The sequence below is a fragment of the Ruegeria sp. ABM4_193 genome (assembly GCF_056158705.1).
In genome coordinates, this window is sequence record NZ_JBSWTT010000003.1 from 883,088 (window position 1) to 896,242 (window position 13,155).

Annotated in this window: 10 protein-coding genes, 1 tRNA gene and 1 pseudogene; 9 read left to right on the plus strand and 3 right to left on the minus strand. The window is 52.9% G+C overall.

Annotated elements, in window-relative coordinates:
* Positions 1-467 precede the first annotated feature (467 nt).
* From ACXADZ_RS22240 to ACXADZ_RS22265, 6 genes are all read left to right on the plus strand, one after another.
* Positions 468-1,355: a LysR family transcriptional regulator gene (locus ACXADZ_RS22240; protein ID WP_170333266.1), complete on the plus strand. Its 888-nt coding sequence runs from the start codon at positions 468-470 to the stop codon at positions 1,353-1,355.
* A 106-nt stretch (positions 1,356-1,461) separates the two neighbouring features.
* Positions 1,462-2,085: an NAD(P)H:quinone oxidoreductase gene (gene wrbA, locus ACXADZ_RS22245; protein ID WP_475200004.1), complete on the plus strand. Its 624-nt coding sequence runs from the start codon at positions 1,462-1,464 to the stop codon at positions 2,083-2,085.
* Positions 2,086-2,143: 58 nt separating this feature from the next.
* Complete coding sequence (locus tag ACXADZ_RS22250; RefSeq protein ID WP_475200017.1) at positions 2,144-3,040, plus strand: EamA family transporter; 897 nt, start codon at positions 2,144-2,146, stop codon at positions 3,038-3,040.
* 658 nt (positions 3,041-3,698) lie between these two features.
* A complete protein-coding gene (locus tag ACXADZ_RS22255) occupies positions 3,699-4,709 on the plus strand; it encodes a CBASS cGAMP-activated phospholipase (protein WP_475200019.1) in 1,011 nt (336 codons plus the stop codon).
* On the plus strand, positions 4,696-6,069 hold the full coding sequence (locus ACXADZ_RS22260) for a CBASS cGAMP synthase (protein WP_475200149.1): 1,374 nt from the start codon (positions 4,696-4,698) through the stop codon (positions 6,067-6,069). Before ACXADZ_RS22255 ends, ACXADZ_RS22260 begins: the two co-directional genes overlap by 14 nt.
* A gap of 1,014 nt (positions 6,070-7,083) precedes the next feature.
* Positions 7,084-7,743, plus strand: a complete 660-nt coding sequence (locus ACXADZ_RS22265; RefSeq protein WP_475200021.1) for a hypothetical protein — start codon at positions 7,084-7,086, stop codon at positions 7,741-7,743.
* A 79-nt stretch (positions 7,744-7,822) separates the two neighbouring features.
* Here ACXADZ_RS22265 and ACXADZ_RS22270 read toward each other — a convergent pair whose 3' ends face one another.
* Positions 7,823-8,566 (minus strand): type I restriction-modification system subunit M, encoded by a 744-nt coding sequence (locus ACXADZ_RS22270; RefSeq protein ID WP_475200023.1) that lies wholly within the window; start codon positions 8,564-8,566, stop codon positions 7,823-7,825.
* A gap of 441 nt (positions 8,567-9,007) precedes the next feature.
* Here ACXADZ_RS22270 and ACXADZ_RS22275 point away from each other — a divergent pair.
* Both ACXADZ_RS22275 and ACXADZ_RS22280 read left to right on the plus strand, forming a co-directional pair.
* A pseudogene (locus ACXADZ_RS22275) lies at positions 9,008-9,142 on the plus strand (excisionase family DNA-binding protein); the annotation flags it as partial.
* A 17-nt stretch (positions 9,143-9,159) separates the two neighbouring features.
* Positions 9,160-10,143 carry a tyrosine-type recombinase/integrase gene (locus ACXADZ_RS22280; protein WP_475200024.1) on the plus strand — a complete coding sequence of 328 codons (984 nt, stop codon included), beginning with the start codon at positions 9,160-9,162 and terminating at the stop codon, positions 10,141-10,143.
* A gap of 71 nt (positions 10,144-10,214) precedes the next feature.
* On the opposite strand, the gene ACXADZ_RS22285 is transcribed toward ACXADZ_RS22280, so the two are convergent.
* Positions 10,215-10,291, minus strand: a tRNA-Pro gene (locus ACXADZ_RS22285).
* A gap of 105 nt (positions 10,292-10,396) precedes the next feature.
* Entirely contained in the window at positions 10,397-11,512 is a 1,116-nt protein-coding gene (locus ACXADZ_RS22290) for a THUMP domain-containing class I SAM-dependent RNA methyltransferase (protein WP_475200025.1), read from the minus strand.
* Between the two features lie 298 nt (positions 11,513-11,810).
* On the opposite strand from ACXADZ_RS22290, the gene ACXADZ_RS22295 reads away from it, so the two are divergent.
* Entirely contained in the window at positions 11,811-13,154 is a 1,344-nt protein-coding gene (locus ACXADZ_RS22295; RefSeq protein WP_475200027.1) for a Na(+)-translocating NADH-quinone reductase subunit A, read from the plus strand.
* The last annotated feature ends 1 nt before the right edge of the window (position 13,155 follow it).

Consider the following 13,155-nt stretch of genomic DNA (forward strand, 5'->3'; position numbering starts at 1 on the left):
ACGAAACACAGGCCAGACGACCCAGACACACATAAGAGAACGGACGTAACTCAGGCCTGCTCACAACGCTCCTGAGAGAGAACCACATTGAGAGCGAAAGCACACGTCTATGCCAGGCAGTGTATTGAGCTACTCCGGAGAGTAGAATCCGACGATTGCTAATAGTGGGGATTAGTCGTGAAAAGTGAGCTGCACCGTATAGAGGCTGACTGTGCCTAGATATGCAAAGTAGTGCTAGGTCCGTCCTAAAAGCTGGTAATTTAATAGGGAGGCTGGTGACGGGAGATTGTAGGGAGGAGCTCTCAGAACCGAAAACTGTTCCCGAGCTCAAGTTCACAGGTGTGGTGGATGCTCCGCAAACAGAATTGAACGGATCAGCTCGACCTGAAAGAATGTGAGTTTGGGCATGTCGTAGACCCGATCTATCGCGTAACACATCAAAAGCAGCTTTTTCGAAGGGTGATAACTTGGACAAACTGTCAGTGATGCAAGCTTTTCGCCGTATCGTTGAACGCGGTAGTTTTGCCCGTGCGGCGGAGGACCTTGGTGTTTCTCCCGCGCTTCTCAGCAGAGAAATCAAGCTTCTGGAAGAAAGTCTGGGAACCGTCCTGCTCACCAGAACGACCCGATCCATGTCACTAACTGACACCGGCAGTCTTTATTACCAAGATGCAATTGGAATTCTCGACGCGGTCGAAAAAACGGAACAGACCATCAGGGAAGGTTCAAAAGCGGTGCGTGGGCACCTTCGGGTGAATGCGTCAAGTTCCTTCGGCCAAACCGTCATCGCACCGATGCTTCCAGAGTTCTTGAAAACCTATCCAGATCTGCGATTTACTCTTTCGATGGACGACAAGGTGATCGATATGGTCGAGGGCGGGTTCGATCTGTCGATACGAATCCGAGCCGCGATGCCGGATTCGGCCCTTGTTGCGCGACGGATCGGCGTGATGCGACAGCGGATTTTTGCGTCTCCTGACTATTTGGAGCGATGTGGGACGCCGACCCAGCCGGCGGATCTGCAAAACCACGCGATTATCGGCTTTTTGCTTGCTGATCATTTGACGAGCTGGAAGCTCTCGGCCGCCAACGGTGTCACAGCATTAGAGCTTGATCCGCGCGTGCGGGTTGGCAATAGCCTCGTTTTGCGCGATCTGCTGATAGCGGGGCAAGGTATTGGAACCCTGCCTGAGTTCGTTTCTGATGCTCCTGAAGCTAGCGGGGCTTTGGTGAGAGTTCTTCCTGACCACGAATTGCCCGCGCCAGAAGTATTCGCCGTTACAGCATCTCGCTTGGGAATGGACGCCAAGGTTACAGCCTTTCTTGATCATCTGCGCCTGGCTCTCAGGTCCTGACATTATTCAATACAGGTAAAGAGTGATGTCAAAGAGCGTGCCTTAATTGGCGGCGCAACAAATTCCATTCTCTCAGGGAACAAGTCACAGCCCTGAGAGGTATCCTATGTCACGTATTCTCGTTCTCTACTATTCAAGCTATGGCCACGTCCGCACATTGGCCGATGCCGAAGCTAAAGGCGCCAGAAGTGTTCCCGGCACTGAAGTTGACGTTCGTCGTGTGCCCGAAACCGTCCCTGAAGAGGTCCGTCAGCAGGCTGGCTATGTCGTAGATGATACACCTGCCGCCTTGCCGACCGATCTGGAAAACTATGATGCAATCATCATTGGAACACCGACCCGATTTGGCATGATGGCTGGCCAAATGAAGTCCTTCCTTGACCAGGCGGGAGGGCTTTGGGCCAGGAATGCAATGGTTGGTAAGGTCGGAGCGGTCTTTGCATCAACAGGTTCGCAACATGGCGGGCACGAGGCCACCCTTCTGACAACGCAAGTCCCTCTTCAACACTTTGGGATGCTGATTGCCGGAATGCCCTACACATTTGCTGGCCAGACTACATCAGAAGATATCATTGGCGGCGCACCATATGGTGCCGGAACGATCGCCGGTGCTGATGGTTCCCGCACACCTAGCGAAATTGACCTTGCCGGAGCGCGGTTCCAGGGCGCTCATGTTGCAAGGATTGCAGCGTGCCTCGTTGGATCAAACCTCCAAGCGGAAGCAGCGTAACCCGCGCACCTCTGACGTCTCACTCAAATTCTCAAACGCCTCAGCCGGGAGACATACCATGTCACGCTCAACCGATATTCTTCTCACCTCACTCGCCCCAGCGGTATGGGGAAGCACTTATCTGGTAACTACCGAAGCGCTCCCGGCTGGCTATCCGATTACCCTGGCTGCGTTACGAGCTTTGCCTGCTGGCTTGTTGTTACTTGCAGTGACGCGCTGCGTTCCACCACGCGAATGGCTCGGTCGAACTTTCGTCTTAGGCAGCCTCAATTTCGCTCTGTTCTGGGTGCTCCTCTTCGTTGCTGCGTATAGGTTACCCGGTGGTGTGGCCGCCACCCTAGGATCTTTGCAAGCAATGATCGTGATTTTGATGGCGTGGGGATGGCTGGGAACCCCAATACGACTTGGTGCACTCGGCGCCGCCGCGACTGGCGTAATGGGTGTGTCTCTGCTGCTGATCGGGCCAGAAGCACAACTTGATTGGATCGGTATAGCAGCGGGTTTGGGAGGAGCCGCGTCAATGGCTGCTGGCACTGTTCTCAGCCGGAAATGGCAACCTCCGGTTTCGGCGCTGAGTTTCACAGCGTGGCAATTAACAGCCGGTGGTTTGATACTGCTGCCAGTCGCGATGTTCCTTGAGCCGCCTTTACCTGCGCTCAGCGCGACAAATGTCGCCGGGCTTATTTGGCTTGGGTTGATCGGTGCTGCAGCAACCTATGCTCTTTGGTTTCGTGGCATAGCGCGCCTGGAACCCAGTGCAGTTTCGATGCTCGGCATGATAAGTCCTGTTATAGCTGTCGTGCTCGGCTGGCTATACTTGGGACAAACGCTTAGCATCACTCAGTCTATAGGAGCAGCCATAGTTATTGGTTCTGTTGTGGTTGGCCAGAGCGTGAGCCGAAGGGACTATTTGGGTTTGAAAAAATGGAGATCAGCAACAGCCGGATCTGTCTAATGGGTGCTGAGTCGCAAACAATAGGCCCAATCACGCAAGCGGGCGAGGAATGGCTCAGCGCCTCGCTCAGACCCGTTTGCCAGATCCTTACAATATCGAAGTCCTAGGTTTCCTTACGCATGATTAAGGGGATGGGTTCTGGCGCCACTGCGTTTGGATAATCGAAACCTCCCATAGGCTATAGCATTCCCTGAGTTAGTGTGTCGACGATTGGCTATTAAGGTTGAATTGGAAATCCTAGGGCGAACAAACTTAAGATAGGTGCGTGACGGAATTCGATAGGTGATCTTAAAGAGGAGTGCTGCTTTTCGGCTCCCCACTTATATTCGTCTATAACAGATGACGCCGAAACTCCTCCACAGACACCAAGCTACCTAGAATGGGGTGGTGAAGCACTTGCTGCAAGTTGAAGATTAATGTCCGCAGAATTGCACATTGTATCCTTAGACATATCTGATCGAATTAGTTGGTCTACCTCCTTCAGCTTAATATGGGGACCAACCTCGGCGCGCGGTTCGAAAGATCCAGCGGGCACTAGAGATTTTCGCTGAGCAAGCCCATTATTTTGGAGCACCTAAAACAAGAAACTAAGACAATCTTTGGTTGCGGAGTTTGTCGCTTAAGCATATCAAATCAATGTATAGTTTGAGGAAAATTGATGTCTGCGAGATTCAACATTCTCTCGTTAAGCGGTGGTGGCTACTTGGGTCTCTATTCAGCCAAGGTCCTTTCGCTTCTGGAAGAGCTTACAGGTGGTAAACCTATTGCAAGATCTTCGGAACTTCTGGCTGGGACGTCCGTCGGGGGCATTATAGCGCTCGGCCTCGCGGCAGAGGTCGAGGCCAGCAAAATTTTATCAGCGTTCAAAGAGCGTGGCCCGCTCATTTTTCCTGATCGCCCGGAAATGACAAGCAAATTGGGGATGGCGAAGTATCTCTGGAAATACGGAAGAATCGCTAAATATACGAGCGATGCGCTGCGAGAAACGATCGAGGAACTGCTGCCGCACAAAGATATGAAACTCGGGGATCTTTCACACCGCGTCATCATCCCAGCAGTGAATCTGTCGACTGGGGCCCCGCGAGTCTTCAAGACCCCACACAAAGAAAACATAACATATGACGCTCGGTTGCGTGTGGTTGATGTCGCTTTAGCTACATCTGCGGCTCCAACTTTCCTGCCGATGTCTGAGTTGAATGGCGCTCTTCACGCGGATGGAGGACTGTTTGCCAACGCTCCGGACATTTTAGCACTTCACGAGGCCGAACACTTTCTCCACCAGGATGTATCTCTGATCCATATGCTCAGTATAGGGACCACCACCTCAAAGTTCTCATTCTCTCACAAGACCGGCCGCAACTTCGGTCCGATACAATGGATGAAGGGTCAACGGTTGATCAAGGCAATGATGGCCTCTCAGCAAAAATCGGTCGAGTTCATGATAAGCCATCGGCTGCAGGAGCGATATCTGCGGCTGGATGAAGAACAATCGCCAGAGCAGAATGCTGACCTCGCGCTGGATGCTGCCACGCCTCACGCCATCAGCACTCTGATGGCACTTGGTGAACAAACTGGCAAGGAAGCTCGAGCCATGGATGCCGTCACAGAGTTCCTAAACCATGATGCCCCTGCAGCAGGTTTTTTTGGAGATATCAATGGGTCAATGTAGCACTCTCTTTCACAATAGGGTTGCCGATGAGGAATCTCTAAACAAACGGATCACACCCACAGAAGAGCAGATGACGTTGCAGCAAGAACGCTGGAACGACTTGCGTGATTTCCTCGTAGACCGACTCTCAGACGAAACGGGACTTTCGATGCGATCCTGGCTTCAGGGGTCTTACAAATTTCGAACTCAAGTCCGTCCGTTGTTCATGGGGGAAGAGTTCGATATCGATTTGGGCCTCTACTTTAAATGGTCGGGTTTGGCGTCTGCAGGAGACTACGGCCCCGATGATCTCAAGGCGGCCTGTCAGACGTCGCTCGAGGCCTATGGGAAGGAGACAGATCATGATGTCGTATCGGTCGAGCCTCCGAAGAAGAACTGCAACAGAATTCGGTTCAACGGTGACTTCCACATAGATGTGCCAGTCTATCATCTTGATGAACCTAATGATGATCGAACGCTTGCTTCTGAAGACGGATGGGTAAAAAGCGACCCAAAGGCTATCTACATTTGGTTCCGGGACAAATTTCTTGATGATGACCGCGCAGTCGTTCGCCGGCTGATCCGTTATATGAAAGCGTGGTCAATTCTTAGATACCATGGCGAAACTGGCCGCCCATCATCAGTTTTGCTGACGGTTCTCGTAGCCGATGCCTGCATTTCTTCAAGGATCAATTCAAAGTGGGAAGATGACGATGCACTCCAGGCCTGCATTGAAGTTATCATCGCGCGCCTCGAGGCGAACTCAAGAGTTCTAAATCCGGTCGATTCAAGTGAAGACTTATCTCGTCTTTCCGACGATCAAATGGGCGTCCTAATCCAACGCTTGAGAGATTTTCAGACCGTTGCCCAACGCGCCAATGCCGCCGAGACGTCTTTGGCAGGAGCTTTTTTGTGGCAGGAAGCATTTGGGCATTTCTTCCCGCTTCCTGAAGATGAGGTTCTAGTAAAGTCGGACAGGTCGCTGCCGGTATTGTATCCGCAACCAGAAATCTTAGTTGATATCTCCCTGCCCAATGGCAACAGATCGACCAGCATCAATACCGTCGGTCCTGTTCCGAAGAAAACCAAACTGAAGTTTACTTTGATGAACTTAGATCGCTTCCCGCGAGAGGCTATTTTTCAGTGGATAGTTAGAAATTCGGGAGAAGAAGCATCTCGGACAAATGACCTTGGTCATACATCTCAGGCGGGTCCTTACGCTGAGGAAAACACAGCTTACAATGGGCGACACTTTATGGATTGTATGGTTGTGTTGCATGGAAACCTGATTTCGATCAGGCGTGTGCCAGTGATCGTAAACAATGCACAGTATATGAGGAGGACGCGCGGAGGTCGGCCGGCTTGGACAACGCTTCGTTGATCGCAAAGCTCGCTTTTGCACGTGCCCCATCCATAACGAAATGACCGCGACTTCCAAAATCGTGGCCTTTTCTTAGGATCCGGACATAACAGGCTTCGAGGTCAAGGTGAAAGTGGTCCGTGGCAAGGACCGCTTGCTCTACACCATACAAGCGCTGTCGCCAAACTGGAGCGCGCCTCACGCAGTTGATAGGATCAACTTCAGTTTTTGGCTTTGTTTTGGTCGGCCAAAGAGTAAACGGAAAGGACAATTCAGGTTCAATACAGTGGCGATCAGCAACAGCCGAGTCCGCCTGATAAGTGGTTTTCTGTCGAAAATCTGCCATCCGCGCAATTCCGTGAGGAATGGCTATAAGTTTCGTTTGAGCTCGCTCGTCGGCTCCGGTCGTAATCGAAGTTCTAGGTATCCCCACAAATGATGAAGGGGATGTATTCTGGCGACTCCGCGTCCGGGTGTTCCAAACCTCCTGTAGCCATGGTGGAATGTTGATCGAACAACCAAGCGCTGAAAGCGCTCAGGGCGCGCGTTTTGATTTGAGCACTGTCGTGTATCGAAAACTGCGTTAAATGCTGCCAGTGATCGCCCCATCCAGCCTGGTGCTAATTAAAGCAGTCGTAAAGCGTTCAGCGTGCGAAAACTCACGTTAGAGCAGTGTCAGATCATTAGAAATGACCTGGAAAGGTATTTATGCTCACATGCTAATTAGTAACCGATGCCCGGATCGCTCGCTTGAGTTCCTACCTCCAAAGCAGATTCAATCTTTTTGTCCGGAACAGCCTTGATCTTGAGCAGGAAAGAGGAGCTTTGCCCTACTTTAGATGTAAATATTAAGTAAGAGATTTACATATTAGTAGAGAGACGGCTTTGGGAGCTTAAGGGAAAACGGAGCTTCCGGATATCAAGTGATTGCAGAGTGGTTTCTTCCAGATCAAGTCGCGTGTAGTCAGTTCCGGCACCACAACACACTTTTCACGTTTGTGAAGGCCTACACAAACGTGAAAATTAGGAGCCAGCATGATATTCTACGTTCTGCTTACTTACGGAAATCGCCCCACCGGGCCGATCAAAAGTCACCCTGCGGCCAAAGCCCAATTGGCACTTATCGATCGAATTGCATCTCTGAATCCGCGCATCAAAGCCGAGGTTGTGTTCGACTATGCTCGTAGCGTTGAGGGTCTTCGTTCACTACCACGACTTGAGAAAGTCCTCGCTAGTTTGAAAGACGTTGATGGCGTAAAAGTGCGACTCGATGATTTGTCTCGGTTGTTTCGTATAGCAAAAATGGGAGACCGAGAACGGCTGCTTGAAGAACTGCAGGTTTTTGGCTCTAGTCTATACTCGGTGAAGCACAAGAAAACCCTATCAAGTTTCTCAACTGGTGAAATTCACAACCTTATCCTGCATGCTGAGAAATCGAATTTGCCGGCTCAGCAAGAGCGGGCAGGTGATACAGCTAACGCCCGAGCAGCATCGTTAAATTCCCGGAAGGGCAAATCAATCGCGGTTGCAAAACAGCTCCAAGCCGTAAAAAACGAATTACTTCGGAGAGAAGTCTCGGCGGTTAATCAAAATGTTGCAGACGAAGCCAATGCGCGAGGTATTCGAACCACCAGAGGAGGCAAGTGGACAGCTCAGAATGTCGACCGCATGCTCAAGTCACTAGAGCGGGTATGACGGCAAGTGTGATAGACGATTGCTTCAGTGGCGACTGGGAAAAGAGAGTGTTAAGCCGCAGCCGAAGCATTTAGCCGTTTTACGATCTGGATAATGCGCTTGGTTTGTTCGGCGGGAAACACGCCGGAAATTCCTTGATCGTCGAAATCTGTATATGGACTTTCATAAAACCGTTTGGGTTCCGCAACATCGTGCTGTCGAAATCAAAGCCGTGGAACATACCGGAATGGAAATGCTGGCGGCTGTCCTTGTCCATCAGCATCTTGGGATGGTTGCTGCGCAGATACTCTCCCGCCTCCACAAGGAAACCGCATGAGCCTGCAGCCGGATCGCAGATGACATCCTTAGGCGTGGGAGCCATCAGGTTTACAATGAGCTGGATGATGTGGCGTGGCGTGCGGAACTGGCCATTCTGCCCGGCGCTGACGATCTTGCCGAGCATGTATTCATAGACGTCGCCTTTGGTGTCGCGGTCATCCATCGGGATGTGATCGAGCTGCTGAACCACTTTGGCCAGCAAACTGGGGTTCGAGAATCCAAGCCGCGCGTCCTTCATGTGTGCGCCGTAAGATGAGCCTTGCTCGCCCAGCTCACGCAGGAACGGGAACACATGCTCATCGACGATGCGCATCATCTCCCGCGACTCGAAGTTCTTGAAGCGCGACCAGCGGAGGTTAGCGTATGGCTCACCCTTGGAGTCATTCCCGGCCGGAAAGATGCGACGCTCCATCTCGACGTCAAGCATTTCGGCCTTGTTTTCCTCAACAATGTGCAGATCGTCCAGCCGCTTGATGAATAGTAGGTAAGTAATCTGTTCGATCACCGAGAGCGGGTTAGAAACACCACCTGACCAGAAGGCATTCCAAATTGTTCGACTTGGGAACGGATGGGGCCTGTGAGCATGTCGAAATCGTCTTTTTGTTGTCAGTTGGGCGCAGGATAGCGAGATCAAAAGTGAATGGTAGGTCGAAATGGAATTTGCTGTTTCGACCGGGTCCTAAACTTCAGTTTTGACGCAGTAGAAAAGGATGCAAGTGGGTCGCCTGTCATTGGCAGAAAGTCACAAGAAAATGGCGCAAGACCAAGCAAGATTGATCATTCAGCGGATTGGTCACGCCTATGCTGAAGTTGGAGATTTGAAGCACAGAGATAAACTTTCTTTTGTTTATTTTCAGTGAGTTAAAAGTTTTTCGAAAATCCTAAGCGCATCCGAAGTCTAGAACGCTATAGAGTAAGCGATTTTGCCAAAATAGAGGAGGGCACTTTGTCACCGCCTTACACACCCAAGTCTCTCGCAGAGCGCTGGAGCTGCAGTTCTGAAACTGTGCGTCAGCTCTGCAAGTCCGGCCAGCTCGAATACTTCAGAGTTCGCCGTCAGTTTCGCATCCCCGCACACAAAGTAGAGGAATATGAGCAGTGCAGGAATACAGCATCGGTCAACTCAACAACCGCTTCGTCGTTGTCTGGTATGAGGAAGATGGACGCAGACGCAGGTATCGTCTTGAAGCGGACACCATCGAAAGCGCGGAGGCCGAAGCCCGTGATGTCCTCCTCGCCCAGACAGGCGGAAAGGATGAACTGACCGTTGCAGCGATTTGGAATGCTTATAGTGTGACAGTCGAGGGCAGGCCGATGCATGAAAGCATGCAATACACTGGCCGTTCTGTGCTGCCTTGGTTTGGCGCCTTTCGTCCGGAACAGATAAGCGTGCGAGACTGTAAAGCCTACATCGCTGATCGGCGGCAGGCAGGTATTCAAGACGGCACAATCTGGACACAGCTTGGCAAGCTAAGGACCTGTTTGAATTGGGCTGAGAAGACCGGGCTGATTGATAGGGCACCCTACATCGAGCGCCCCAGCAAACCGGCTCCCAAGGAGAGGTATCTAACGCGCCAGGAGATTTCACAGCTCCTGGCGGTCGACTGCGCACCGCATATCAAGCTCGCTATTTGGCTGATGCTGTCGACGGCGGCCAGGGTAACGGCTGTGTTAGAACTCACGTGGGATCGGGTGGACTTTGAGCGCCGTCAGATCAATCTTCGAACTGGTGACGGACGGAGGAAGGGCAGAGCCATCGTTCCCATGACCGAGAGCCTGTATTCTGCGCTTTTGAACGCCCAGAAGGCCGCATTATCTGAGTATGTCGTGGAATGGGCTGGCGGACCTGTGAAGTCGATCAAGAAAGGCTTCAAGGCGGCCGCAGTCGCGGCGGGTCTGCTTGATGTGTCACCACACGTGCTGCGGCACACAGCTGCAGTTCATATGGCGGAGGCAGGCACTCCGATGGATGAGATTGCTCAGTTTCTCGGTCATTCAAACTCTCGGATCACCGCGTCCGTTTATGCACGCTATAGCCCCGAGCACTTGCGTAAGGCTGCCAGTGCGTTGGAGTTCGACTAACGCTCAGGTTCAACGAACCTCGGATCACTGTCTTAAAAACAACAAAGGCGCCCTTGGGCGCCTTGTTTTATTGGTCGGAGTGAGAGGATTCGAACCTCCGACCCCTGCCTCCCGAAGACAGTGCTCTACCAGGCTGAGCTACACTCCGACCGTGGCGGGTGATCTACACCCGGCGTTTGGGATGTCAAGAGGTTTCTGAGACGTGGATGCTGGAAATCGCGCGTGAAAAATACTCGGGCTCGAATGTTCGGAATCAGCGAAGCGGATCCGTTTTGTAAAGGCGGATTTTTGTTCCGCCATGGTCGACGACAGGGCCGGGCGCCAATAACGGCAGGCGCGTTGCCCTTGCCAGGGACGGGGCGCTGGTCACTATTCCAACCCGCCACCCCTGAAATCGGCTCATCAGGGCTTTGCCCATTGCACCATAGACCGAGCGCAGCCTTTTTTCGTCCCCGATCCGCGCACCATAAGGCGGGTTCACGATTACCAGCCCCTTTGGGCCTTCCGGGGGTTTCATGTCACTGACCGACTTTAACTGAAACTGTGTCGCTTGGCTCACTTGCGCTCGCTTGGCGTTCGCAATGGCGGCTTCAATCGCACCTGCATTTCTGTCTGAGCCGTAGAAGGTTAGCCCACTTTCCTTGCTGGTGGTTCCGTCTCGCATTGATTGCCAATGGCTGCGATCAAAACTGGCAAGGTCTTCAAAAGCAAAGCTGCGCGACCGGCCGGGCAGCAAGCCCAAGGCGATTTCAGCGGCCTCTATCACAAATGTGCCTGACCCGCACATCGGATCAAGGACAGGTTCGTTACCGGTGTATCCGCAGTCGTGCAGAAACATGGCGGCCATTGTTTCCCGCATCGGCGCTTTGGCTATCGCTTCCTTATGCCCGCGCTTGTGCAAAAGCTCGCCTGAGCTGTCGATCGACAATGTGCACATGTCTTTTTCGATTCGCAGCAGGACCCTTAGGCTGGCTTCAGATGAGATCGGAGCCCCCAATGTCTCGGATATCGCGCGTTCGATCCTTTGTCGGGCGGCTCCGGCATGGTAAATCCGGGATTTGCGGCTTGTTGCCTCGACCTTGATAGGAACGTCCGGGCGCAGGAACTCTTTCCACGGAAATTTGCGGGCCCGTTTGTCCAGCTGAGCCAGATGCACCGCCGGAAAGCTACCCAATCGCACAAGAACCTTGTTCGCACCCCTCAAGGTCAGGTTGGCCCGCCAGACTTCGGACCAAGATCCTCGGCACGTTACGCCACCTCGAACCTCTTTCGCCTGGGCGAATCCGTTCGACTGCGCCTCGGCGCATAAAGGCGCTTCGAGGCCCGGCGTCGCAATTAGAAAGATGTCGAGGTCTGCGTTTTGTTCCATTCTGGTTGCTTACACCGGAACCTTCGTGGGTGCGACACGCTTTTTTTGGCGCCAGAAATGTGTCACTTTGCCGAACAAATAGCGGGAAAGTGCGGTTTCAAGATAACTTTTGGCGGTAACAGGTTTGCGTTTAGAAGCGTCCCCGCGTAAAGGGTCCGTGATCGGAATTATGCCTGCGGAATTTGGACCCATTTTGTCGCTTTCGCGACAAGTGGTATGAATTTCCGCGTTATTGCATGGCCCCAACTGGCGTCAGCAATGCAGGCGCAGCAATGAAGGCTTGGAAGAACGTAGCGACATGCAAACTTTCAAACTTAAAAAAGGGTTGGATCTGCCGGTTGAAGGCGCTCCTGACCAGACCATCCATCCGGGGCCGGACTACAAGACCGTCGGCGTTTTGGGTGGAGATTATATCGGCCTGAAGCCCAAGATGTTGGTGCAAGAGGGTGAGGAGGTTCAACGGGGTGCACCGTTGTTCTGCCACAAGGACGCACCAGAGGCGATGATGGTTGCGCCGGTAAGCGGTAAAGTGGTTGCCATCAACCGGGGTGCCCGCCGTGTCCTGCAAAGCGTTGTGATCGAAGTGTCGGATGCAAATGACAAAGGCGTCGATTTTTCGAACGTTGGCGATGCAGAAAGCGCAGAAGGTGTGACCGCCAAACTGTGTGCAGCCGGCCTGTGGACCGCGTTTCGCACCCGGCCCTATTCGAAGATGCCGCAGCCGGGCAGCGCGCCGACAGCAATCTTTGTAACTGCCATGGACAGTGATCCGCTGGCCCCAGATGCCGCGTCGATCATCGCTGAAGCGCCCGAGGCGTTCAACTCGGGTCTGGCAGCGATCACCAAACTGACCGAAGGAAAAACCTTTCTGTGCCAGAAGGACGGCGATGCGATCCCCGGAGCAGATGTTCCCGGCGTAGAAGCGGCGGCGTTTTCTGGTCCGCACCCGTCTGGTCTGGCGGGTACTCATATCCATTTTCTCGAGCCTCTGGCCGGTGAAAAGCAGGTCTGGACCATCAGCTATCAGGATGTCATTGCAATCGGCCGCCTAATGCAAAGCGGTCATCTGGACCCCAATATTGTGATTGCTTTGACCGGTCCCGGGGCGCGTCAGCCGCGTCTGGTGCGCACCGTTATGGGTGCATCCACGGATGACCTGACCCGTGATGAGGTGAACGTGGACGGCACGCCGCGTATCATCTCGGGCTCAATCCTGTCTGGTCAGCAAGCTGATGGACCAACAGCCTATCTGGGTCGTTTTGCGCGCCAGATCAGCATCATACGTGAAGATCACGATCAAATTCCGATGGGCTGGATTCGTCCAATGCCATCGAAGTTTTCTGTTCAGCCCGTTTTGGGTTCTGCGTTTGCCAAGAAGCTATACGCTTTTACATCCAACCTGAATGGTGGACGTCGCGCGATGGTGCCAACCGGTGTGTTCGAGGAACTGATGCCGCAGGATTACCTGCCCACACAGTTACTGCGCGCTTTGTTGGTGATGGATACCGACACAGCCCAAGCCTTGGGCGCATTGGAGCTGGATGAAGAGGACCTGGGCCTTGTGGGCTTTGCCTGTCCAGCGAAATATGAATACGGGCTGGCGCTGCGCGACTGCCTGAGCAAGATTGAAAAGGAGGGCTGAT

Coding starts and splice junctions, on each gene's coding strand:
- wrbA (WP_475200004.1), top strand. CDS start 1,462: ATGTCACGTATTCTCGTTCTCTACTATTCAAGCTATGGCCACGTCCGC.
- ACXADZ_RS22250 (WP_475200017.1), top strand. CDS start 2,144: ATGTCACGCTCAACCGATATTCTTCTCACCTCACTCGCCCCAGCGGTA.
- ACXADZ_RS22255 (WP_475200019.1), top strand. CDS start 3,699: ATGTCTGCGAGATTCAACATTCTCTCGTTAAGCGGTGGTGGCTACTTG.
- ACXADZ_RS22260 (WP_475200149.1), top strand. CDS start 4,696: ATGGGTCAATGTAGCACTCTCTTTCACAATAGGGTTGCCGATGAGGAA.
- ACXADZ_RS22265 (WP_475200021.1), top strand. CDS start 7,084: ATGATATTCTACGTTCTGCTTACTTACGGAAATCGCCCCACCGGGCCG.
- ACXADZ_RS22290 (WP_475200025.1), bottom strand. CDS start 11,512: ATGGAACAAAACGCAGACCTCGACATCTTTCTAATTGCGACGCCGGGC.
- ACXADZ_RS22295 (WP_475200027.1), top strand. CDS start 11,811: ATGCAAACTTTCAAACTTAAAAAAGGGTTGGATCTGCCGGTTGAAGGC.